The organism is Bradyrhizobium sp. CB1717, assembly GCF_029714325.1.
Lineage (GTDB): Bacteria > Pseudomonadota > Alphaproteobacteria > Rhizobiales > Xanthobacteraceae > Bradyrhizobium.
This window is the reverse complement of sequence record NZ_CP121666.1, coordinates 3419787-3441142: the sequence shown is the minus strand read 5'-3', so window position 1 is coordinate 3441142 and position 21356 is coordinate 3419787. Positions and strand designations below refer to the sequence as shown.

General features: G+C 63.8%; 23 protein-coding genes. 11 read left to right on the top strand and 12 right to left on the bottom strand.

The annotated features are described in order from the left end of the window. Positions 1 to 93: 93 nt before the first annotated feature. Positions 94 to 354, top strand: coding sequence for a hypothetical protein (locus tag QA649_RS16230; protein WP_283025066.1), 261 nt, complete (start codon positions 94 to 96; stop codon positions 352 to 354). Positions 355 to 370: 16 nt separating this feature from the next. Here QA649_RS16230 and QA649_RS16225 read toward each other — a convergent pair whose 3' ends face one another. Together QA649_RS16225 and QA649_RS16220 are read right to left on the bottom strand one after the other, a co-directional pair. Then, positions 371 to 3109, bottom strand: a complete 2739-nt coding sequence (locus QA649_RS16225) for an EAL domain-containing protein (RefSeq protein WP_283025065.1) — start codon at positions 3107 to 3109, stop codon at positions 371 to 373. Positions 3110 to 3171: 62 nt separating this feature from the next. Continuing rightward, the gene (locus QA649_RS16220; RefSeq protein ID WP_283025064.1) at positions 3172 to 4413 is read right to left on the bottom strand and encodes a FecR family protein; all 1242 of its coding nucleotides are present in this window, start codon (positions 4411 to 4413) and stop codon (positions 3172 to 3174) included. Positions 4414 to 4543: 130 nt separating this feature from the next. Here QA649_RS16220 and QA649_RS16215 point away from each other — a divergent pair, with 130 nt between their 5' ends. The 3 genes from QA649_RS16215 (at position 4544) to QA649_RS16205 (ending at position 7913) form a co-directional block, all read left to right on the top strand. Then, positions 4544 to 6340, top strand: coding sequence for a POTRA domain-containing protein (locus tag QA649_RS16215; RefSeq protein WP_283025063.1), 1797 nt, complete (start codon positions 4544 to 4546; stop codon positions 6338 to 6340). Between the two features lie 151 nt (positions 6341 to 6491). Then, positions 6492 to 7322, top strand: coding sequence for an alpha/beta fold hydrolase (locus QA649_RS16210; protein ID WP_283025062.1), 831 nt, complete (start codon positions 6492 to 6494; stop codon positions 7320 to 7322). A 270-nt stretch (positions 7323 to 7592) separates the two neighbouring features. Continuing rightward, positions 7593 to 7913 (top strand): cytochrome c, encoded by a 321-nt coding sequence (locus QA649_RS16205; protein ID WP_283026039.1) that lies wholly within the window; start codon positions 7593 to 7595, stop codon positions 7911 to 7913. Between the two features lie 192 nt (positions 7914 to 8105). Here the strand turns inward: QA649_RS16205 and QA649_RS16200 are convergent, their stop codons facing one another. From QA649_RS16200 to QA649_RS16190, 3 genes are all read right to left on the bottom strand, one after another. Further along, positions 8106 to 8447, bottom strand: coding sequence for a phasin (locus QA649_RS16200; protein ID WP_018644784.1), 342 nt, complete (start codon positions 8445 to 8447; stop codon positions 8106 to 8108). Positions 8448 to 8586: 139 nt separating this feature from the next. Beyond that, complete coding sequence (locus QA649_RS16195) at positions 8587 to 8772, bottom strand: hypothetical protein (RefSeq protein ID WP_018644785.1); 186 nt, start codon at positions 8770 to 8772, stop codon at positions 8587 to 8589. A gap of 379 nt (positions 8773 to 9151) precedes the next feature. Further along, complete coding sequence (locus QA649_RS16190; RefSeq protein ID WP_283025061.1) at positions 9152 to 9616, bottom strand: hypothetical protein; 465 nt, start codon at positions 9614 to 9616, stop codon at positions 9152 to 9154. A 195-nt stretch (positions 9617 to 9811) separates the two neighbouring features. Here QA649_RS16190 and QA649_RS16185 point away from each other — a divergent pair, with 195 nt between their 5' ends. Continuing rightward, positions 9812 to 10168 (top strand): hypothetical protein, encoded by a 357-nt coding sequence (locus tag QA649_RS16185; RefSeq protein WP_283026038.1) that lies wholly within the window; start codon positions 9812 to 9814, stop codon positions 10166 to 10168. Between the two features lie 45 nt (positions 10169 to 10213). Here QA649_RS16185 and QA649_RS16180 read toward each other — a convergent pair whose 3' ends face one another. Beyond that, positions 10214 to 10789, bottom strand: coding sequence for a hypothetical protein (locus tag QA649_RS16180; RefSeq protein WP_283025060.1), 576 nt, complete (start codon positions 10787 to 10789; stop codon positions 10214 to 10216). Positions 10790 to 10834: 45 nt separating this feature from the next. Next, positions 10835 to 11365, bottom strand: coding sequence for a GcrA family cell cycle regulator (locus tag QA649_RS16175; protein ID WP_283025059.1), 531 nt, complete (start codon positions 11363 to 11365; stop codon positions 10835 to 10837). Positions 11366 to 11531: 166 nt separating this feature from the next. Between QA649_RS16175 and QA649_RS16170 the strand changes: the two genes are divergently transcribed. Then, the gene (locus tag QA649_RS16170) at positions 11532 to 12140 is read left to right on the top strand and encodes a S24 family peptidase (protein WP_018644790.1); all 609 of its coding nucleotides are present in this window, start codon (positions 11532 to 11534) and stop codon (positions 12138 to 12140) included. Between the two features lie 103 nt (positions 12141 to 12243). Next, on the top strand, positions 12244 to 12519 hold the full coding sequence (locus QA649_RS16165) for a hypothetical protein (protein ID WP_283025058.1): 276 nt from the start codon (positions 12244 to 12246) through the stop codon (positions 12517 to 12519). 37 nt (positions 12520 to 12556) lie between these two features. On the opposite strand, the gene QA649_RS16160 is transcribed toward QA649_RS16165, so the two are convergent. Beyond that, a complete protein-coding gene (locus QA649_RS16160; protein WP_283025057.1) occupies positions 12557 to 13531 on the bottom strand; it encodes a quinone oxidoreductase in 975 nt (324 codons plus the stop codon). 241 nt (positions 13532 to 13772) lie between these two features. Here QA649_RS16160 and QA649_RS16155 point away from each other — a divergent pair, with 241 nt between their 5' ends. The 3 genes from QA649_RS16155 (at position 13773) to QA649_RS16145 (ending at position 16449) form a co-directional block, all read left to right on the top strand. After that, a complete protein-coding gene (locus QA649_RS16155; protein WP_283025056.1) occupies positions 13773 to 13973 on the top strand; it encodes a hypothetical protein in 201 nt (66 codons plus the stop codon). Between the two features lie 146 nt (positions 13974 to 14119). Next, positions 14120 to 15067 carry a MoxR family ATPase gene (locus QA649_RS16150; RefSeq protein WP_283025055.1) on the top strand — a complete coding sequence of 316 codons (948 nt, stop codon included), beginning with the start codon at positions 14120 to 14122 and terminating at the stop codon, positions 15065 to 15067. Between the two features lie 5 nt (positions 15068 to 15072). Next, positions 15073 to 16449 (top strand): VWA domain-containing protein, encoded by a 1377-nt coding sequence (locus QA649_RS16145; protein ID WP_283025054.1) that lies wholly within the window; start codon positions 15073 to 15075, stop codon positions 16447 to 16449. Between the two features lie 22 nt (positions 16450 to 16471). Here the strand turns inward: QA649_RS16145 and QA649_RS16140 are convergent, their stop codons facing one another. Further along, positions 16472 to 16654 (bottom strand): hypothetical protein, encoded by a 183-nt coding sequence (locus QA649_RS16140; RefSeq protein WP_018644796.1) that lies wholly within the window; start codon positions 16652 to 16654, stop codon positions 16472 to 16474. Between the two features lie 347 nt (positions 16655 to 17001). On the opposite strand from QA649_RS16140, the gene QA649_RS16135 reads away from it, so the two are divergent. Further along, positions 17002 to 17223, top strand: coding sequence for a hypothetical protein (locus tag QA649_RS16135; protein WP_018644797.1), 222 nt, complete (start codon positions 17002 to 17004; stop codon positions 17221 to 17223). An 8-nt stretch (positions 17224 to 17231) separates the two neighbouring features. Here the strand turns inward: QA649_RS16135 and QA649_RS16130 are convergent, their stop codons facing one another. From QA649_RS16130 to QA649_RS16120, 3 genes are read right to left on the bottom strand one after another with little or no spacing between them, the layout of a single operon-like run. Beyond that, on the bottom strand, positions 17232 to 18623 hold the full coding sequence (locus QA649_RS16130; RefSeq protein ID WP_283025053.1) for an NCS2 family permease: 1392 nt from the start codon (positions 18621 to 18623) through the stop codon (positions 17232 to 17234). A 12-nt stretch (positions 18624 to 18635) separates the two neighbouring features. After that, complete coding sequence (locus QA649_RS16125; RefSeq protein WP_283025052.1) at positions 18636 to 20501, bottom strand: adenine deaminase C-terminal domain-containing protein; 1866 nt, start codon at positions 20499 to 20501, stop codon at positions 18636 to 18638. A 9-nt stretch (positions 20502 to 20510) separates the two neighbouring features. Next, the gene (locus QA649_RS16120) at positions 20511 to 21179 is read right to left on the bottom strand and encodes a TetR family transcriptional regulator (protein WP_283025051.1); all 669 of its coding nucleotides are present in this window, start codon (positions 21177 to 21179) and stop codon (positions 20511 to 20513) included. Positions 21180 to 21356 lie beyond the last annotated feature (177 nt).

The window sequence follows — 21356 nt, the reverse complement described above, 5'->3', positions numbered from 1 at the left end:
AGGTCGTCAGACCCGCTGTTCAGAACGAGCGCTCGCGCGGATAGCCAAAGGTGCCGGCCTCCATCGCTTCGTCGGGTTTTGGAGGTCGCAAGCTTGAGCACGGAGATACCGCATCCCGATTCCCAGCCCGGCGTGGCCGAGCGCGCCATCGATGCCGCAACCGACGTATCGCGTACGATCGGCGAGGTTGCGGGCGGCCTGCACGCCGCGGTCGATCGCCTCACCGCTGCAATTGACGAAGCTCGAAAGCCCGGCCGGCCCCTCGCGACGGTTGCGGCCATCACGCGCGAGGCACCGTTGGCCAGCCTGTTCATCGCTTTCCTGTTTGGCATTGCCGTCGCGCGCCGGCGTTGAAATCGAAAGAGCCCGTTCAGGCAGCGCTGACGGCTTCGTACCCAGGCTGGAATTGCTTCTCGAATGCCGCAACAGGCACCGGACGGCCGAAGAAATAGCCCTGTCCTTCCTCGCACCCCATGCTGACGAGGAAATCAGCCGTGGCCCGGTTCTCGATGCCTTCGGCCACGACCGTGAGCCCGAGCTGCTTGCTGAGGCCGATGGTCGAGCCGACGATCGCGGCGTCGTCGGAATCGGCAAGCAGATCGAGCACGAATGAGCGGTCGATCTTGAGCCCGTCGAGCGGAAACTTCTTCAGATAGCTCAAGCTCGCGTAACCGGTGCCGAAATCGTCGAACAGCACGCGGACGCCGAGCTGCTGGATCCGCTTGAACATGTCGAGCACGCGGCCTTCGTCATGCAGCAGGATATCTTCGGTGACCTCGAGTTCGAGCAGCGAGGGCGTGAGCCCCGTCGCCTTGAGCAGCTCCGCAACCGAATGCGCGAGGTCGCCGGAGTCGAGCTGAGAGGGCGAGAGATTGATCGCAACGCGTACGCTGTTGCCGGACAATTCCCACGCACGCGCCTGCCGACAGGCGGTTTCCATGACCCAGCTCGCGATCCGCTCTGATAGCGCCGAGGTATTGACCACCGGCATGAACTCGCCGGGCGAGACGTAACCGCGCACGGGATGCCGCCAGCGGATGAGCGCTTCGGCTCCGAGCAGGCTGCCGTCGACCAAACGAACCTGGGGCTGGTAGAACAGCTCGAACTCGCCGCGATCCGCGGCGAGCGCCAATTCGCTCTCCAGCGTCAGCCGGTTCTCGAGCTCCTGCCTGATCGTGCTTTCGAAGATCACGTGACTGCCGCGCCGCGTCGCCTTCGCGCGGCTCAGCGCCAGATGGCCGTTGCCCAGGAGGTCGTCCGCAGTGTGTCCACCGTCGGGATAGACGGCAACGCCGATGCTGATCCGAACGCGGTGCTGTCGTGTGCCCGTGACGAGCGGCGCTTCGAACGCGCGCGCGATCCGCTCGGCGAATGCAGCAATCGGCTCGCCGACTTCCGCACAGTCGAGCGCGATGGCGAATTCGTCCCCGCTCAGCCGGGCGACGATCGCCTTGCCATCGACTTCGTTGCTGAGACGCTCGGCAACGGCCCGCAGCACGAGGTCGCCGGCCGAATGTCCGAGCATGTCGTTGATCTGCTGGAAGCCGTCGAGCCCGAGCACGAGCAGCGCGACGTCGGAAGACCGCCGCTCCGCCGCCGTGATCAGACCGGTGAGGCCCGCGTGCAGCATGTTGCGATTGGCCAGCCCCGTCAGCGCGTCATGCTCGGCCAGATATCTGACGCGTTCGGCCTCGCGCTTGCGGACCGAAATGTCGCGCAGGATCGCGCCGTACTGGAAGCCATCCGTTCCCTGCCAGCCGGAGAAGCTCGCCTCGACGGCGAAGGTCTCGCCATTCTTGCGCCGGCCTTCGAACTCGACGACGACGGCCCCGCCCGGAACCAGTAGCGCCTGACGGGCGGCATCGCCCATCGACGGCCTCGCCGCGCCGTTCGCCGGCACAGCACAAAGGGTTTCGAACGGCCGGCCAATGATCTCGGCCGGCATGTAGCCGAAGATCGCGCTCGCGCCGGGATTCCAGACCGTGATCCGGTGCTCCGCGTCGGTGCAGACGAGACCATCGCCGAGCGACATCGCGATGCGATGAAAGCGGCTTTCGGCGATGCGCCCCAACAGGCTGCGGAAATCGATCTCGTCGAGCGCGATCGCGGTCAGATAGGCGATGATCGCAATGTGGAACAGCGACGTGTCGATGACGAGGGGCCATCTTGCCTGCACGAGAACCGCGGTCAGCTCGACGGCCGCCCCGGCCGTGACGAGGATTGCGACGCGAACGCCCGGTGCGAAGCGGCGCCACGAATACATCATCATCAGGCAGATTGCGCCGAGGCCCAGGATCATACCGATGTCGGAGGTCCAGCGCAGCGTCCGGTTCTGGAGGATCGATTCCGCCGCCAATGCCTGAAGCACGGGCCCCGAGACAATGCCGCCATTTGGAACGCTGAACCGGTCGCCGAGCTCGAGCGCCGTGGCGCCGACGATGATCTTCTTGTCCCTGAGCTTGTCGAGAGTCGCAGTATCGCCGCGGATCACCTCGACATAGGAGACGCGCGGAATGGACGCCGCCTGAATACTGAAGTCGATCAGGAAAGGCGGTCTCCGGCTGGCGTCCTGTCCTGCCAACACGACGGCCATGGACGGCATCAGGGCATCGCCGAATTTCTCACCGAACGGATAACGACGAACCAACCCGTCGGATTCGACCGCAACATTGACGAGGGCCGGCCACGACTGGTTGCTGAACGGCTTGAGGGGGCGATTGAGGTGAACCGCGCCACCATGTGCCGTCGGTTGCCTGAAGGACGGCAGGATCGTCGAACCGCCGACGTCCCGAAGCGCCTTGACGAAGGCCTCGTCGGAGACCGGATCCGATGGCGTGCTGAAGTCAACGTCGAAGGCGACGTCTTGCACTCCCGCCGCCTCGAGCCTGTGCAACAGCTCGGCGTGCAGCCGGCGCGGCCAGGGCCACACCCCGACCTGGTCGATCGACGGCGCGTCGATGGCGACCACGACGACATTGCCGCTCGCCGCACGCGACTGCCAGGCGAACCGCAGATCGGTGAGCGCATTGCGAAGCGAAGCATGCCACCCCGTGGACAGCACGACCGCAAGCGCGATCACGACGAGAATATGCGGTCGATAGCGTTTCACTTTGCTCCCCTGCACCGACGGCACTTGCCGCCGAGTGCTCCCCCTGTGCCGACTGTACGGTCCTAGTGGTGGCCTCTGCCCCAGTACCAACCGTAGTGGTGGCCGTTATTGCCATTTCCGTTGTGGCCGTTGTTGCCACTGTTACCGTTGTTGCCATTGTTGCCGGTGCCGCCGCTTCCGTTGCCGGTCGCACCCGTCCCACTGCTTCCGGTCCCGGAAGTTCCGGTGGACACGTTGCCGCTCGACCCGGCAGTGGTCGCAACGGTCGTCGTCGCACCCGACGACGTCGACGTGGCGCTGGCCGTTGACGCGCTGCTGCTCGCGACGACCGCCGTCACGGTGGAGCTGTTGGAGGCTGTGGTGGTGGTGTTCGACGAGCTGTCGCTCCACACCGTAGCTGTGCTGGTACCTGTGCTGGAATTTGCGTTGCGCACGCGCCCCGTTGCCACCGCTCCGTGGGCAAGGCCCTTCGTCACCTTGTGGACATTCAGCTTGACCTCGCCGAGCGAGCTCGAGATCCGCACGACGCCAGCCCTGGGCGCCTGGCCTCCGGCCGCCTGATGCGATTGCATCGACGCGCCCGCTGCCTTGGTCCCCTTGTCGATCGGACCGAGCGCGTGGATCGCCTGGCCGTTCGCCGCGTTGCGCGGCGCCGACAATCCCGATTTCGGGACTGGGAGTCGCTCGATCGTCGAGGCGCGCGGCTTGCCATGCTCGATCGGATTGAAGGTGCCGCTGCCGCCCAGGCTGAGCCCGGGCTTGCCATGCTCGAAGGCGGTAGCCGATTGTCCCGGCATGACTTGTGCGATCTGTCCGGTCTTGAAGTCGGAGACCTCGACCTGGCCGCGGAGCACGCCGACCTTGGTGCTGCCCGCACCCACCGTGACGCTGAACTGCGTTCCCTTGACGACGGCGGCGAGATAAGGCGTCTCGACCTCGAAATGCTTGACGTTGCGCTTCTCGACTTCGAGCAGGATCGAACCCGCCTGCTGGATGATGGTGGTCGAAAGCCCGTCCTTCTTCTCGGCAGGTAAGCCCACAACGGAATTGGGCGAGATCAGGATCGTCTCCTCGCCGCGGACGAGCAGCACCCGGCCATTGCGTCCGGTGCGGATAGTGTTGCCGGGCTTGAGGGTCCTTTCCTGGTTCAGCGAGACCTGTTGCGCACCGTCGGTCGCAACCCAGACCTCACCGGTGGCCTTGCTGACCGACCAGACGCCATCGTCCGCGGCGAACGCACCGGAAGCCATTCCCAGGGTCAGCGCCGCCATGAAGGCGCACCGCATTCCAATTCTGCCGAGCATGACGATCCTCAGTCCCCGTGACAGCCGGACCTGAGGCGTATCCAAAATGACTCAAGAGAGGATTAGCAGGAAGAGGTCAGTGGAACTGCCGCATTAACCATTCATTGACCATAAAAACCTATGAAAAATCATGCGGCTAACGAACCTTTACCGCCCCGCGGCAACCACTCCGTCAAACTACGGAGACAGGTTTGTTGCGCGCGTTGAGAAGCGGCATTTCGTTACCGCATTGGCGTTGCTGGTACCGATTTTTGCGGGAGTTCCGCAAGCCTTCGCACAACAGGCGAACCAGCCGGGTTTCGATCCTCGCCAGCCCGAGAAATACTTTGAAAACCAAACCGAGCGGGAAACGCTGAACCGTCCCCCGGTCAAGCTTCCGACCGTCGGCCAAACCAACACCGGCGGCGACACCAAGCCCCAATTTGTCCTGCGCGACATCAGCGTCACCGGTGCTCATGCCATCCCTCGCGATCGTATCGCCGCGGTCTATCAACCCTATCTCGGCAAGAAGGTCTCGCAGGCCGACCTCGCCGCGATCGCCGGCGCGATCAGCGACCTCTATCGGGCCGATGGTTTCCATCTGAGCCGGGCCATCGTGCCGCCGCAAGACATTGCCGATGGCCGCGTCCGGATCCAGGTGATCGAAGGCGCCATCGTGCAGGCCGAGCTGAAAGGCGACGGCGCCGAGCAGTTCGGCGTGAGGCCGATGCTTGGGCCGGTTCTGGCCGAGCAGCCGTCGCAGCTGGCAACGCTCGAACGCCAGCTCTTCCTCATCAACGGCAGGCCCGGCGTCCGGATCACCGATACCGCGCTGGAGGAGATCGGCGGTACGACCGGCCGTTTCCGCCTCATCGTTTATTTGAAGACATGGCACGTCTTCTCGTCGTTTGGCCTGGACAATCTCGGCTCGTCCTCGGTCGGTCCATGGCAGACCTACGCGACGGGCGCGTTCAACTCCTACCTTGCGCCCGGCGATACGCTGGCGGTCAACCTGTCGACCATTGCCAACGACCCGCGCGAGCTCGGCTTTGCCCGGCTGTCCTATGACGCGCCCGTCGGCGTCGACGGCGTGCGGCTCGGCGCGTCCGTCCTCTACAGCGCGGTCCGGCCGGGCGACGCCCGCCGCCTCGACAGCGACATCACCACGACCGAAGCTTTCGAGGTGCGGGCGAGCACGGTGCCCTTCATGTCGCAATCCTCGGCGCTGACGCTGACCCTGGCCGGGACCTTCAGCAACGTGTCGGAGCATGACCTGTACGGCCCCTGGTACAACGACCACATCAGGACCGCGAGCCTGACCGCCGACTACCGGCTCCAGGATCGCTTCGGCGGCACCAACTTCGCGACGCTGACCTACCGCCAGGGCCTCGACGTCTTCGGCGCCTCACATTTCGACGACGATCTGCTATCGCGCGACGGCGCCTCGTCGAACTTTTCGGTGCTGAACCTTTGGTTCACGCGCTATCAGGTGCTCAACGACGTCTGGTCGCTCAAGCTTTCCGCGGCGAGCCAGACGGCATCGCGGCCGCTGTTCACCTCGCAGCAATTCTACCTCGGCGGCGCCGCCTTCGGCCGGGGCTATGGCGCAGCCGAGATCAGCGGCGACAACGGTCTTGCCGGCTCGCTCGAGCTGCGGTTCGACCAGAAGCTCAATTTCCGCTACTGGAGCGGCTACCAGCTCTACGCCTTCGGCGACGCTGGCGCAGTCTGGAACGACGGTTACAGGCTGAGCGACGGCCTGTCGCTGACGTCAGCCGGAGCCGGTGTGCGCTTCTTCCTGTGGGACGACCTCCAGGCCGATCTCGGCGTGGCCGTCCCCTTGAGCTACCGGGCGCCGGACAATGAACGCCGCAGCCCGCGCTTCCTGTTCACGCTGTCGAGCGCGTTTCGGCTCTGCCCCGAGCGTAACAGGGGCGGCTGCCTGTAGCTCGTTTCCTTCGTGCAGCTGACCCGGCACATGACCGTTTTGCGGACTTGCGTACAGACTTGCCTGAATTTAATCCCGTAGCCTGCTCACGATCGCTCGATCCGGGGGGCTCAAATGACCATTTTCAGTCGAAAGTGATTGGGACGGAATCATGAAGAGGGTGTTTGCAATCCTGGCGTTTTTTTGCCTCCTCGGGGTCGGCGAATATTTCATCGTCAGCCGGTTCGCGATTCGCCACGAGGCTTTGACCCTGTTCGACGCCTCGCGCCAGCGGCCGATCTCGGTCGAGATCGCGGTGCGACGCGACTACGAGACCAAGGCCAATCTCGGTCTCTGGAAGCTGCCGCTTGCCATCATCAGCAACGGCAATACCGTCAAGGCCACCGAATATTCCTTCCTCGCCAACGCGCTCGCCGCGCGCGGCTATCTCGTTGCCAGCGTCCAGCAGGACCTGCCGAGCGACCCGCCGCTGATGACCCAAGTCGGTCAGCAATATGTCGGCCGGCGTGAAGTCTATATTCGTTGCGAGGCCAACATCCTCTTCACCCTGGGCCAACTCAAGAAACGGCAAGAGAACGTCGACTACGACCACATCACCCTCGTCGGCCATTCCAACGGCGGCGACGTCTCGATGTATGTCGCCCATCAGCACCCGGAGCTGGTGTCGAAAGTCATCACGCTCGATAATCTGCGGGTCCCTTTCGTCCTCAGCGACAACATGAAGATCCTCTCGTTCCGCTCGAAGGATCCGCATTTCCTCACCGACTCGGGCGTGCTGCCGACCCCGGAAGAGGCCAAGGCGCGCGGCATCGACATCGTCCACACCGGTGCGCAGCACAACGAAATGAGCGACCGCGGTCCCGATGCGGTCAAGGAGAAGATCCAGGCGACGCTCGACCGCTTCCTGCGTGACAGCGCCAGCAGCGCACTCGCTCCGGCTGACACCAAAAGTCCGATGATCATGAACCCCGGCGACTATTAGCCGGCACCTTTGCGGCAGATCAAGGCAGCTCCGGGCCGGCAGGCTAGAAAGGCCATGCAGCGTCGGAGAGGCACGTGTCGCACTATACCGAAAGTCTTGATACGAAGGGCCTAGGCCTGCCGGCAACGAGAACGCCGTCATTCGTGCGGCATCTCTATCGTGCGACCCGCAGGCTGCTGCGGTCGATCATCGCCCGCATCGATCTCTCGCAATTTCCGGGATCATGCTGTGGATGAGCACGGCCGCCGGCGAATGCATGAAGGTTGCCCCATGCACCAGCATTTGAGACGAATTTGCCTGCTGCTCGTCGCGACCTCGAGCTTGAGCGCGTCCTCTGCTCTGGCCGCCGACGCCGGTCACGGTGCCGACCTCGCCAAGCGCTGGTGTGCAAGCTGCCACGTCGTGGCCAGTGGCCAGGCGGAAGCCAGCGCCGACGTCCCATCTTTTGCATCCGTTGCGCGGCGAGCGGAGTTCAGTTCGGAGAAGCTCGCCTTCTTCCTGCTCGACCCGCATCCGAAGATGCCGAACTTTCCCCTGAGCCGAAGCGAAGCCGGCGACATCGCGGCCTACATCGGATCACTGCGTCCTTAGAGGCGTGCCGACCGCGATACCTGCCGCAAATGCAAATCCCTGCCGGAGAACCGACAGGGATCAGCAGAAAGGATGATGGACGGCGAATGAGACATCATTCGGTGGCCCATCATGGACCTGCGCCAGCATCGAAATGCGGATCTTCATGCCGCGCAAGATCAATTTGTAGGCAGCCGGCACACAGTCCAGGAATCAGGATTTGCCCTTGCCTGACTGCATGAGACTGCCGGTCATCTGCCGCATGTGATCTCCGGCGCTGGTGAACTGGCTGCGCAGGAAATCGGACTGGATCCGCATGGCTTCCTGAAGGTCGGTGGCATGCACGAGCTTGCGTGCATGCTCGAATGCCGACTTCATGTTCTGCTCGGTGAAAGCAAGCGCCTGTTTCGACACCTCCGTCCCGGCTCCCGGAACGGACGTCATCGATTTCGTGGCGGCTTCGAAAAACATGCCGAACGCTTTCTCTGCCTGGTCAATTGTCTTCTCGGCCAGGTCGCGCAGTTCGGCCGGAACTTCGAGCTTCGGTTCGATCATGGTCGCACTCCTCCCTTTTTATTGACTGTTACCACATTTGCCTGACCGCCTTCCAGCAGCGAACGCCGGGGCAAACACCCCCGGGAGGCTGGCTTGGGCAGGAAACGGAGAGAAAAAGGCGTGAGATGCGCGGTCCGGCTCAGGACAAGGGGTGTTCGGGAAGGGCTTCTTCGGTGGCGAGGTCTTCAACGAGTTTGATCACCTCGAAACGCTGTCGAGGCGCAAGCTTCAGGAAAGCGCGGAGCAGGCGCAGGCTTTCGACCGTGCCGGTCGCAGGCGCGCCGAGCTTGAGGTGCAGTTCAGCCGCGAAGTTGAGGTTCTTCATCTCGCACCTATGACAAGCATCGGCCATCCTGAAACTGACATCGGGCTCCACGCGAGCGCTGAACACCACAACCAGACACCGTGGCCAGTTCGAACTCTCGGCCGGAGGGCCCGACAGGTTAGCACCCTCAACGACGCATCCGGGCTCAACCGAGGAGGTTGCAATTATGCCAAGGAACAACCCATCCGGCAAGCCCAACCACCGGCGTGGCGATGCTTTGCCTGCATCGCTCCACCGCAATTCCGGATAACAGGAATATGGGCCGTCGTCACCCACCTGCGTCAAGAAGCTGCATTAAATCACGCGCGCAGCACCAATTGCTGTCAACCGCACTGCGTTTCGCCTTGTTTCAGGTGTGAATGGGCATTGGTGGAGGCGCCTAGCGCTTCTTCAGCGTATACACGTAATTGTTGAGTCCCACCTCGGCGGTTGTATCGTCGACGAAATGAACGTCGATCTCACAGCCGGTTTCCAAAGTCTTGATTGACGCGCCGGCAAAGCCGAGCGAGGCAGCAAGCGCCTTCGGATCGGCCATCTTGTCGACACGCTGCATCTCGTCGAATGCGCCCTGGAAGATCATGTCGGGGCCATAATCGGTGACCTTGTACCGCGGCTTGGCACAGGCAAAGGGGCGCGGTCCCGAGATCTCTTTCGCCTTCAGAACGACCGCCTTGCCCAACAGCCGCTCCCGCTCGGTGCCGTCAGGCTTGCGCTGCGAATCGGCCCACGGCGCGACCACGGCGGCCGTGAATGTCCAGGTGCCGACGTAGAAGGGATCTGCGGCCGCAGCAGTGCCCGCGGCGCCGACACAGACGAGAAGGTAAACAGTTCCGGCGAATTTCATCCAACGTATCCCCTTGAGCCTTCGGCTTGGACTCGCCTCTTCGCATCGAGGTTCATCGCTCCCGGCGATATCTCCGCCCCGTGAACCGTTGTTCAAGATCGAACGACCAAGCGTTTGCGAAACGGCCACGCGATCACGGGCGCCATGGCTGATGAACTGATCGATTCGGGCGCGCCTCAGCACAAGGACGACGGCATGCTTTCTCGCTGCGATCTCATCAAGGGCGCCGCGGTCGCGCTTCTCACCTTCTCGATACAAGGCGCACGGGCGCAGGAGACCAAGATGAACCTGTTCAAGATCGTCACCATCAAGGACGAAATCGTCGTCGGATTGTCGGCGGAAGAGCTGCAGGCACTCGGCGGCAATGACGCGAGCGCCGTTGCACATGCGCTCGCACGGAAGGGCGACCTCACCGTCTGGCAATACAACGTGCATCGCGGCCCGAATGGCGAATTGCAGCAGGCGCCGACCGCCAAAATTGGGCTTTTGGCCAACGCCTCGCTGCGGGTCGAGCCCTACACCACGCCTTACCAGATCGTACCTCACCCCTAAGGAACAGAACGGCGCCCCGGCGGTCGGACCGCCGGAGCGCCGCGGTCACCTGCGCCGGTCCCCACGCTCTGTCCCCGTCTCGGTCGCAAAGCCGTAGATCAGCGCCAGCCGGTCCAGGCATTCGCGAAAGCGCCGCCCGAAATAATCATTCCAGCGCTGGGTACGAACGGCACGACGCTGCCCGATTTGGTCCATGGTCAAACCCAGCACCAGCACATCGTGCACCAGCGCGCTGCCGTCGGCGCCGAGTTCCCGCTCGACCCGGTTCAGTCGCAGCACCGCCTGGCGCTGGCTCTCCGTGACAGGCTCGCGCGTGCCGGTCCCATCGACATATTCGCGGGTCGTATCCACCGCCTGAGGTCCCCGCTCCGCCCGCTCCCAATCGTTCTGGAAGGCGCGCCCGCCGCGGTATTGTGCTTCATCGATCTGGTGATGTGCGTGCAGCCGGCCGAGCGGATCGCTGCGGATCGACCGAAGGGCCAGAATCTTCTCGCCAGAATCGAGCGCCAGCGGATTGTCGACCTCCACCTCCGCCACCTCGGCATTGAACGGCACCTCCCGGGACCGCCGGTCGTAGATCTGCGCCAATTTGTAGGACTTGTTGCGTCGGGGACGTGCCACTCGGATGCTCCTTGCAAGACTGACGATTGAATGGACGGCGCGGCTTCAGGCGGGGGAGACCAGCCTCAGCGCGGCCGGAGTTGCGATGCGAGCTGACGCAGCTCCGGAACGGCGCGTCAGGCGCGCATGCGGTGCGCAATAGCTGGAGCCCGGCTGGCGCGGATGGCCGCAGAAGGTGATCTCCTCCCCATCCTTGTCGCCGCCGTAGGGATAGCGGCAGTCGGCCGCCTCGAGCTCGACCAGCTCGATCAGGCGCGGCCGGACGCCGACGCAGCGCAACTTGACCCGTGCGGCGGGCTTCATTGCGGACTTCGGCGGCAGGTTCAGGTTCGGCAGTGCCGAGCGGCGTGGCGAAACCAGAGCCTCGCCCGGCAAAGGCGGAACGATCGAGGGGCTCGTCATCCATTCCGGCACGACGAGTCCGAGCCGCTTGGCGCGGCCGATCACCGCGTTGCGTGTGTAAGCCGTTCCGAATCTTGCGTTAATCTGCCTTCCGATCTCCGCATAAGACATTCCCTTGAGAAAAAAGTCGCGAAGCGCGTCGGAGTGTTCCGACGGCCAATGGCCCGGTTCCATGATGCTGTCCTGTGATGCGCCTCCTCCGACCGCACGATCCGGAGGCGGGACACACATTCCGGTATTCCGAAGTTAGTGTCAAGCTGAAATTCTGATATTCATAATTGCATCAATTCCGAATTTCGGATTACAAGAGGCGACACGATGGGCAATCGAGGGAATCACCATGTTGGACGTTGCAATGATCGAGCGGGGCCTGGAGAAGACGGGCAAGAGCAAGGGCGGCCTGGCAGCTGCCATGGGCGTGCGGCCCGGCGCGGTGTCGGAGATCCTCGGTGGCGAGCGCCTCGTGAAGGCGTCGGAAATCATTCCGATCATGGAATATCTCGAGCTCAATCTCGCGCCGATCATGGGCCGCGTCGGCGCCGGCGCGGTGATCGAGCCGGACTATGAGCAGGTTCCCCCGGAAGGCCTCGGTGACATCGCGCTGCCCTTCCCGATCATGGAAGAGACCGTTGCCTTCGAGATCGTGGGCGATTCGATGCTGCCCAAATACGAGAGCGGCGACGTGATCGTGGTCTACAAGGATCAGCGCCATCCGCTGTCGAGCTTCTACGGCGAAGAGGCAGTGGTCCGGCTCAAGACCGGCGAACGCTATTTGAAGACCATCGAGCGGGGTAAATCCCCCTCCGTCGTCAATCTCACCAGCTTCAACGCCAAGCCGATCGTCGGCGTCAAGCTCGACTGGGTCGGCGAGATCTGCCTGTCGATGCCCAAGGGGCAACTCGAACGGCTGCGCGCCAAGTCGGCGCGTCCCCGCAAGAAGGGCAAGTAGGCGCCCCGGGATTTCCGATTTCTGGAAATCCACCTTGACATTATTCTGTTTTTTAGAAATACTCTGCCGCGCACCCGACCACGGGGTGCGGCAGGATTGCATGATGCAGTATTTCGTCGTGATGATCGACTACGGGCGGCGCGGCCGCGAGGCGGTCGTCGACCCTGAAATCACCAGGCGCGAGGTCATCTCCCGCCTCGCCTCGGGTGAGTATCGGAACGTCTCATTCATCCACGAGATCGCGGAGAACTCGGTCGAGGACGTGACCGAGGCCATCCTGGCCGAGGCGGCCCTCCCCCAGGTCGAGCCTGAGGACGTCGACCTCCAGGCGATCCGCCTCGACCACGCCCGCGACCTGCGCAAGCACGAACGGACGTGATGCGGCCGCGCCGGCCTGCATCACGTCTGGACGAATATTACACCAGGAGAACGGTCGATCCCGTCGTCTTGCGCGCGGCGAGATCGGCATGCGCCTTGGCCGCGTCCTTCAGCGGATAGGTCTGGTGCACCTCGATCTTCACAGCGCCGGACTTGACGACGTCGAACAGCTCGCCCGCCATCGCCACAAGGTTCTCGCGCTTGGCGGCATAGGTGAACAACGTCGGCCGGGTGACGTAGAGCGAGCCCTTCTGGGCGAGCAGGCCGAGATTGAGCGGCTCGACCGCGCCTGAGGACTGGCCGAACAGCGCAGCGACGCCGAGCGGCGCGAGACAATCCAGCGATTTCAGGAATGTGTCCTTGCCGACGGAATCATACACCACCGGCACCTTCTTGCCGCCGGTGATCTCGTCAACCCGCTTCACGAAATCCTCGCGCGTGTAGATGATCACGTGCTCGCAGCCATGCGCCTTGGCGAGCTTCGCCTTTTCGTCGTTGCTGACCGTGCCGATCACGGTCGCGCCGAGATGCTTGGCCCACTGGCTGAGGATGAGGCCGACACCACCGGCCGCGGCATGGAGCAGGATGGTGTCACCGGCCTTCACCCGATAGGTCTGCCGGATCAGGTACTGCGTCGTCAGTCCCTTCAGCATCATCGCCGCCGCGGTCTTGTCATCGACGCCATCGGGCAGCTTCAAAAGACGGTCGGCGGGGATCAGCCGCGCCTCGGAATAGGCACCGAGCGGCGAGGCGCCATAAGCGACGCGATCGCCCGGCTTTAGATCGGTGACATCAGGACCGACCTCCTCAACCACACCGGCCGCCTCGCTGCCGAGCCCGCTCGGCAATTGCGCGGGATAGAGACCGGATCGGTTGTAGATGTCGACGAAGTTGAGGCCGACGGCCGTGTGGCGAATGCGCGCCCCGCCAGGTCCAGGCTTGCCGACACTGACCTCTTCCCAGACCAGGACCTCAGGGCCGCCGGTCTTGTGAAAGCGAATGGCATGCGTCATGGGGTTGCTCCCTTATCGTTGCAGTGATGGTTATCGTTGCAGTGATGGTCCGAGAACCGGATCGGCCTGTGAAATAGGCATTTGGTCCGCCCGTTACAGTACAGAGCCGTAACAAGAATGTCACAGCGAACGACAAACACCCGCCGTTCCGCCTCTGTTCGAAAGAGTTGATGACGGCCTTGGGGCAACCGGCAGTACCTTTTGCGCGGGGATTGGTGGTCGCCTGCGAAGGAGAGCCGAGATGCCAGCTTATGTACAGCATCATCAGGACATCGAAATCGCGCCTGTAATTTGCCCGACGTGCATGGGGTTCCTTCCGATGTATGTGCGCGAGGTCGAGCCGCATTGGAGCCTTGCCAAGATCGATTTCGTCTACGAGTGCGCCGATTGCGGCGCCGAGGTCCGGCAGACGATCTGCAAGCCGGAGCTGTTGCGGCACTGAGCGCGACCGAAGAACCGCTCAACTATTTGCGCTGAACGGAAAAAACGCCGCTCACGCGGATCTGATGTCTCCCAAACGAGGCTTGTTCTTTGCCGGGAACGCAGGCAGAACAAGCCTCAAAGCAGGATCTTTGGGAGCGCCATTTCGTGGCTGATCAGAAGGCCTCGACGTCGATCGAGGCAGTGGAGAGCGGCCTCGCCGCGCAGGGCTATATCGCGAGCCGGCAGATCGCGACCGCCGTCTATTTGTCGCAACAGATCGAGAAGCCGATCCTGGTGGAAGGCCCCGCGGGAGTCGGCAAGACCGAGCTCGCCAAGGCGATCGCCGCCTGGCGCGGCATGAAGATGATCCGCCTGCAGTGCTACGAAGGCCTCGACGAGGCCAAGGCGCTCTACGAGTGGAAATACGCCAAGCAGCTTCTCTACACGCAGATCCTCAAGGACAAGCTCGGCGAAGTGCTCGGCGGCGCGCAAACGCTGCACGCCGCGCTCGATCAGCTCCACGATTTCGGCGACGTGTTCTTCTCCAAGGAGTTCGTCGAGCCGCGCCCGCTGTTGCAGGCGCTGGAGCAGCCGGGCGGCTGCGTGCTGCTGATCGACGAAATCGACAAGTCGGACGCTGAATTCGAGTCGCTGCTGCTGGAGATCCTGTCCGACTTCCAGGTCACGATCCCCGAGCTCGGCACCGTCTCGGCGATCACCCCGCCGACGGTGATCCTCACCTCCAACAGCGAGCGCGACCTGGGCGACGCCCTGAAGCGACGCTGCCTGCATCTGCATATCGGCTTCCCCGAGCAGCGGCTGGAGGAGCGCATCGTGGAAAGCCGCGTGCCCGGCATCTCGCAGACGCTGCGCCGGCAGATGGTCGGCTTCATCCACGAAATCCGCTCGCTGGATCTGAAGAAGCTGCCCTCCGTCAGCGAGACCATCGACTGGGCGCGCGTGCTGGTGCTGCTGCAGGCGACCGAGCTCGACACCGATGTCGTCAAGGACACGCTCAACGTGCTCCTGAAATACGAAGCCGACATCGAGGCGGCAGCGCCGCAGGTGACGACCTTCATTGCCAAGGCGGCCCGGTCCAACGTGTTCGGTTGACGCCGATGCGCGAGAACCTCCATCGTTTCTTTCGGGCGGCGCGCGGCGTCGGCGTCCACGTCTCGCCTGCCGAAAGCATCGATGCGATGCGCGCGGTCTCGCAGGTCGGCTTTTCCGACCGGACCATTCTGCGCGATGCGCTGCTTTTGACGCTCGCCAAGTCGCAGGACGAGAAGCTCGCGCTCGGCGACTGCTTCGATCTGTTCTTCAGCCAGCCGGAACCCCGGCATGAGCAGCCCGAGAGCGCCGACCAGGATGCCTCGCAGGATACGGATCAACCGCCCTCTTCCGGCGCGGCCAGTGATGCCGGCGGCGGTTCACCGCAGCAGGAACTGGGCCCGCTCGCGCAGATGCTGCTGTCGCAGGATCGCAATGCCATCGCGGCCGCAATCGCCAGCGCGGCGGGCGCCGCATCCCTGTCCGACATCCGCTACTCGACCCAGCGCGGCATCTTCTCCAGCCGCATCCTCGACGCCATGGGCCTGCAGCGCCTGCGCGACGAGCTCGACGAGCTCACCGCGACCAATCCGTCGCTGGCCGAACGACTGCGCGCCGCGCTCGATGGTTTGCGTGAGGCGGTGCGCGACACGGTCTCGCAGGGGCTTGCACTCTATGCCCGCGAGGAAGCCGAAAACCTCCGCAACGAGATCCTGCGCAACGCGCCGCTGGCGCGCATCGAGCGGCGTCAGGTCGCGGAAATGCGCGCCCTCATCCGCCAGATCGCGCGCCGGCTGCGGGAACGCTATTCCAAGCCGCGCAAGCGCCAGCGCCGCGGCCATCTCGACGTCCGCCGCACGCTGCGCCGGAACGCGGCCTGGGGCGGCGTGCCTTTCCTCACGGCGTGGAAGCGCAAGCACCGCGACCGGCCGAAGATCGTGGCGCTCTGCGACGTCTCGGGCTCGGTTGCGCAGGTATCCGATTTCTTCCTGCTGCTGATCCACTCCCTGCACGAGGTCGTCGACGACGTCCGCTCCTTCGCCTTCTCCTCGCATCTGATCGAGGTCAGCGACATTCTGGAGAAGAACTCGCCGGAAGAGGCGATGGCCGAGATCATGTCCAAGGTCGGTTTCGGCTCGTCGGACTACGGCTCCTCGCTGGTCGATTTCGAGAAGGAGTTCATGAGCACGCTGACACCGCAGACCACGGTGATCGTGCTCGGCGATGCCCGCAGCAACAACCTCGACCCGCGCGCCGATATCCTGCGCCGCATCTCCGAGCGCTCGAAGCGGCTGGTCTGGCTCAATCCCGAGGGGCGGCTTGCCTGGGGCTTTGGCGATTCCGAGATGCCGCGCTATGCGACCTTTTGCAGCGTCGTGCGCCAATGCGCCACCGCGCAGCAGCTCGAGCGCGCGGTGTCCGACATCGTGGCGACTTATCAGTAGGCGGCGACGACGACCTCTCGCGTCAGGCGGCGGTCAGCTCGGCCTGAATGAGATTGCACTCCCGAAAGTGATACGCGATTTCGTCGAGCGCGCGCTGCTCCCACTCCTGGGCCTGCGCGAGCCAGAACACCCGGCGCTCCGAATCCAGCGCAGCGCGCTCACGGCACAAGGATTCCTGACTGCGAATTTCCACCAGCCTGTTCATGCACTCCACTCCTGCCGTGTGAAGCCATTCCCCGCGAATCAACGTAACAGAGTCCCGAGCCCTCGCCTCATGATTTCTGTGCATATCGCGACGCAGAATGGGACAGCGATGCTTCCCGTGCACCGCGACAATTCGCAGCGCAACATCAAATGCGGATCATCAATTAGTGATCGTCGGGACGATATTCGCGCGCAAACGATCTTAACTCCTGTGGCCGCAATGAAGTGCCGCAATTCGTGAAGAGATGTTCTAAACAGCTGACCGAATTCCCGACTCATTGTCGTCGCACGGTCTTCATGTGGCGCCGCTAACAGGGGCACGCGAACCGGACGATCGCCTGAGGCAACATGAGCAACGATTTCGACTTCGATCTTTCATCCGACCAGTGGGAAGCGCTGAAGGCGCTTCGCAACCCGGTGTCGAACGGTCGCCTCGCGAAGGCCTATGTCGTCGGAAGCCTGGTTGAGCTTGGCCTTGTCGTGGTCAATGACGGCGTTCCGGCAATCACACCGGCCGGCCGCAGGGCGCTGGTGCGCGGATCGTGCAGATTGCTGGACCTCGCCGCTTAACGCAGGCGTCAAAAGATCTGCGCGATCACGATCGCGTAAGCAACGAACACCACCCCAAGTCCCCACACCATCGCCGGAATCTGCGACCGCCGGCCGACGGCCACTTCCAGGGCGATGTAGCTCAGTGTGCCCAGGGCCATTCCGTTGATAAGGTTGTTGGTCAGCACGGTGACGAGCAGCGTCAGCACGATCGGAACCGCATTGACGAGATCGGTCATGTCGATGCGGGCGAGCCCCTGCATCATCAGCACGCCCACGAGCACCAGCGCGGGCGCGGTCGCTTGCGGCGGGATGATGACGAAGATCGGCCAGAAGAACAATGCGAGAAAGAAGAATCCCGCGACGGTCAGCGAGGTCAGTCCGGTGCGGCCGCCGGCCTGCACGCCCGTGATCGATTCGATGTAGGCCGTGACGACGGACGTCCCGAGCAGCGGTCCCACCACCGAAGCCATCGCATCGGTCGCAAATGCTGCGGTGGCGTTCGGGATCGAGCCATCGGGCTTGCGTAAGTTGGCAGCTCCCGTCACGCCGATCAGCGTGCCCAGCGTCGAAAAGAATTCGGCGCACAGGAAATAGAACAGCAGCGGCAGCGCCACGACGAAGTGGCTGAAGAGATAGCCGATGTCGAGCGCCATGAAGGTGCTGGTCGGCCAGCGCGGCCACGCCATGATGGCTGATGGCACCGAGGTCACCATCTTGCCGTTGGCACCCGGAACGAAGAAGCCGATCAGGGTCAGCACTGCGATCGACAGGATCAGCGCCGCCGGCACCCGGCGCGCCACCAGTACCGGCGTGAGCAGGAGGCCGAACAACGTCAGCAGCACCGGCGGGTTGCGCAGGGATCCCATGGCAATGTAGGTCGACGGGTTCTGGACGACGAACCCGGCGCCCCGCAGCGCAATGAAGACGATGAGGGTACCGACCGCCGCCTGGATGCCGATCTTCAGCGCTTCCGGCACGTCCTTCGCGACTTTCTCGCGCAGCTTCGACAGGCTGAGGATCAGGAACAGAACGCCGGTGAAAGCGACCATCGCGAGCGCGCCCTGCCAGGGCATGCCCATCTGCTTGACGATGACATAGGTGAAGATGACGTTCGATCCCATCGCGGGCGCAACCGCGAGCGGCAGGTTGGCCCACAGCCCCATCATGACGGAGCCGAAGATCGCGGCGAGCGCCGTGGCGCTGACGAGATCGGCGCGATCCATCCCGGCGTTGGACATGATCGCGGGGTTGACGGCGATGATATAGGCCATGGCTGCGAACGTCGTTGCTCCGGCCATCACCTCGCGGCCAATGCTCGTGCCACGTTCGGTGAGGCCAAAGGTGCGATCGAGCAGCCCCGAGGCTGCACGCGGTGCCGGCTCGGCGGAAGCGGCCTGCGGCTTCGTCATCTCGTTCATCGCAGTCTTCTCCTACCAGACCACCGGGTGCGCTTCGCCGGTCTGCACGTTGATGAAGCCGAGCGGCGCCTGCTCGCACGGCGCCACCAGCACCCAGCTCCAGGGCGCACAGGTCAGCGTTGCAAACATGAGCCGCTCTGGGAATCCCGGATACCAGCGCGGACGGAACGTCGGCTCGTACATCCAGTCGACCTTGCGGCCTTCTGCATAAAGCGCCTGCATCTCGGCATCGAGCGCCTGCGCCGGACGACAGCTCATCAGCCCGCCGACCTCGAAGCGCACGGTGGCGACGAGCTCGCCTTCGCGCACCAGCGCCCACCCGCCCTGAAGCTCGATCAGCGCGTTCACCGCCTTGGCCATCGCAGCGTCGGACGAGCCGACCACCCAGATGTTGTGCTTGTCGTGCGCGACCGAGCAGGCAACCGCCGTCTCCGGCGTGCGCGGCCCACAGCCGCGCCAGAACATCTTTGCGACGCGCCCGTCGCCGGAGAAGCGGTCGACGATGGCAAACTTGGTGACGGCCTCGCTCTCGTCGCGCTGTACGGCGCCGTCACGCACCGGCAGTTCGATTGTGTAGAATTCGGGATGCCAATGGAAGGGGCGGATCACCGCCGCCTTCATCGTGGTGCGGCCGGGCTCGGCCCGCAGCTCGAAATCTTCAGGCTTGATCGAGCGCTTGATGTTGACAGTCTTCGTTGCCCAATCCGGCCACTGGATGTCAGGCACCTTGCCGAGATAGCGCTTGCCGTCGGAAACCTGCGCGCCATCGGCCCACACCTCGGCAATCGTGAGCTTGGCAACATCCGAGAGCAGCACCACGTCGCCGAAACGCCCAGGAGCCAGGCTGCCGACGAACGGCGTAAGGCGCATGTGCCGCGCCGGGTTGATGGTGAGGCACTGGATTGCGATCTCGGGTGCAAGGCCGGCCTCGATCGCGACCCGCGCATTGTGATCGCTGGCGCCGAGCTCGAGCGTATGGCTGGCGCTGCGGTCGTCCGTGGTGAACGCGATCTGCGACCAGTCCTGCAGACCCTTCGCGAGCAGCCATTTGACGATCTCGTCCATGGCGTAGACGCGCAGCTCGACGAACAGGCCGCGGGTGAGCTTGTCCCAGGTCTCCTCTGGCGTCTGCACTTCGTGGTCGGACGCGAGCCCGGCCGCGGCAAACGCGTTGATGGAGGGCAGATCCCGCAGGCCGGAGGCATGGCCTTCGACAACTCCGCGCGCCGCGAACGTCGCCTCGATCATGCCCCAGAGCCGCTTGTAGGAGGGATTGTCTGGATTCCAAACAGCCGGCCAGTCCATGACTTCGTCGAGCCCGGTGACCATCATGCTCTCGCCCATGAAGCGCGCCTGCTCGTCGTGGCCGTACCAACCGCCACCCCATTCGTAAGCTGTCGGCGGCACCGCCGAGCCCGGCTGCGGAAAGATTTTTAGCGGTGAGCCGCGGCGGCGTGCCTCGAACCAGAATTCGAGATTGCGTGCGCCGTTGACATTCGAGAATTCGTGGCTCGCCTCGCAGGTCCAGGTGTTGCCATGCGGCAGCACCAGCGCCGCCTCCCATTCAGGCGTCAGATGCGAGCTTTCAATATGCTTGTGCACTTCGCCGAAGCCTGGGACGGCCGCGAGATCCTGCCGGTGCACGCGCTCGCGCACCTCGCCGGGATAGCTGCCGGCCGGTCCAACCCAGGCGATACGGCGGCCCTTGAAGACGATCTCCTGATCCTCATTCCAGGTGCGGCTGTGAACATCGAGTAATTTGCCGACCCGCAAGGAGCGATCGGCCGGGCGGCGGCCGAGCGCCGTCAGCACCAGGTCCTGGCGGATGCGAACCTCGTCGGGCGCGTTGATCAGGAGATCATCGGGGATCGCATTCATGGGCTCGCCTCACTCTACGCCAGTGCTTTCGCGCGCCGTGCTTCGCTTGCGCGGCGATTTGCCGGCCTTGCCGGCGCGCGCCCCAGCGGCATCGCGCCGACGGACATCCTTCAAAAGCGTCGTGAGCGCCCATTCGATCGCGTCGGCGATCTCGGCGCTGGACATGTCAAAGTCCTCGCGCATCGCATTCCAGGCCAGCACGTTGTTGAGATAGGACGCGAGCGCCTCCGCCTGGCGGACTTCCTTGGCGGGAAGATGCCGCACCAGCGGCGCCATCGCCTTGCGATGCTGGTCGATCAGGTGCCGCCGAAAGCCGGCGCGCACCCTCCGGCCCGCCCGCGTCATCGCAATGGCACGCGCCAGATGCGGATGACGGTCGAACCGCCTGCACAGCTTGCGGAAAATATCCGGCAGTTCGTCGGGCGAGGTGAAGGGAATATAGCTGAAGACGTTGTCCTCGATCCATTCGCCGGCCGCCGCGAACAGCTCCGCGCGGGTCTTGAAGTGGCGATAGATGGTTCGCTCGGCCACCTTGGCGCGCTTGGCCACCGCGGCCATGGAAACGTCGTCGGCCGCCTCGTCCTCCAGCGTCTGGACAAAAGCGGCGACGATGCGCTGCCGCGTCATCTCGGCATATTCGTCGCGAAGACTGGCGATATGTCGCTTTGCTGTACTCATGTCATAAGTCTGACATCAGGCAAATTGGAGGGTCAAGCCGAGAGTTGAGGCAGGCCGCGCCGCAACAATGGGCGTCGGCCTGCGCGTGGGGGCCGGCGCCCCACGCAAGCACATCGATCGCCGGCCGCCTGAAAAATGGACTTTTGCGCGCCGCCAAAATCGGTTTTGCTCTGCCGA

Excerpts from the sequence above, each read along its gene's own strand:
- QA649_RS16145 (WP_283025054.1), top strand. The coding sequence starts at position 15,073 with ATGCGCGAGAACCTCCATCGTTTCTTTCGGGCGGCGCGCGGCGTCGGC.
- QA649_RS16155 (WP_283025056.1), top strand. The coding sequence starts at position 13,773 with ATGCCAGCTTATGTACAGCATCATCAGGACATCGAAATCGCGCCTGTA.
- QA649_RS16205 (WP_283026039.1), top strand. The coding sequence starts at position 7,593 with ATGCACCAGCATTTGAGACGAATTTGCCTGCTGCTCGTCGCGACCTCG.
- QA649_RS16175 (WP_283025059.1), bottom strand. The coding sequence starts at position 11,365 with ATGGAACCGGGCCATTGGCCGTCGGAACACTCCGACGCGCTTCGCGAC.
- QA649_RS16170 (WP_018644790.1), top strand. The coding sequence starts at position 11,532 with ATGTTGGACGTTGCAATGATCGAGCGGGGCCTGGAGAAGACGGGCAAG.
- QA649_RS16220 (WP_283025064.1), bottom strand. The coding sequence starts at position 4,413 with ATGCTCGGCAGAATTGGAATGCGGTGCGCCTTCATGGCGGCGCTGACC.
- QA649_RS16125 (WP_283025052.1), bottom strand. The coding sequence starts at position 20,501 with ATGAATGCGATCCCCGATGATCTCCTGATCAACGCGCCCGACGAGGTT.
- QA649_RS16215 (WP_283025063.1), top strand. The coding sequence starts at position 4,544 with ATGCGGCTAACGAACCTTTACCGCCCCGCGGCAACCACTCCGTCAAAC.
- QA649_RS16120 (WP_283025051.1), bottom strand. The coding sequence starts at position 21,179 with ATGAGTACAGCAAAGCGACATATCGCCAGTCTTCGCGACGAATATGCC.
- QA649_RS16140 (WP_018644796.1), bottom strand. The coding sequence starts at position 16,654 with ATGAACAGGCTGGTGGAAATTCGCAGTCAGGAATCCTTGTGCCGTGAG.
- QA649_RS16185 (WP_283026038.1), top strand. The coding sequence starts at position 9,812 with ATGCTTTCTCGCTGCGATCTCATCAAGGGCGCCGCGGTCGCGCTTCTC.
- QA649_RS16135 (WP_018644797.1), top strand. The coding sequence starts at position 17,002 with ATGAGCAACGATTTCGACTTCGATCTTTCATCCGACCAGTGGGAAGCG.
- QA649_RS16200 (WP_018644784.1), bottom strand. The coding sequence starts at position 8,447 with ATGATCGAACCGAAGCTCGAAGTTCCGGCCGAACTGCGCGACCTGGCC.
- QA649_RS16190 (WP_283025061.1), bottom strand. The coding sequence starts at position 9,616 with ATGAAATTCGCCGGAACTGTTTACCTTCTCGTCTGTGTCGGCGCCGCG.
- QA649_RS16165 (WP_283025058.1), top strand. The coding sequence starts at position 12,244 with ATGCAGTATTTCGTCGTGATGATCGACTACGGGCGGCGCGGCCGCGAG.
- QA649_RS16210 (WP_283025062.1), top strand. The coding sequence starts at position 6,492 with ATGAAGAGGGTGTTTGCAATCCTGGCGTTTTTTTGCCTCCTCGGGGTC.
- QA649_RS16195 (WP_018644785.1), bottom strand. The coding sequence starts at position 8,772 with ATGAAGAACCTCAACTTCGCGGCTGAACTGCACCTCAAGCTCGGCGCG.
- QA649_RS16130 (WP_283025053.1), bottom strand. The coding sequence starts at position 18,623 with ATGAACGAGATGACGAAGCCGCAGGCCGCTTCCGCCGAGCCGGCACCG.
- QA649_RS16160 (WP_283025057.1), bottom strand. The coding sequence starts at position 13,531 with ATGACGCATGCCATTCGCTTTCACAAGACCGGCGGCCCTGAGGTCCTG.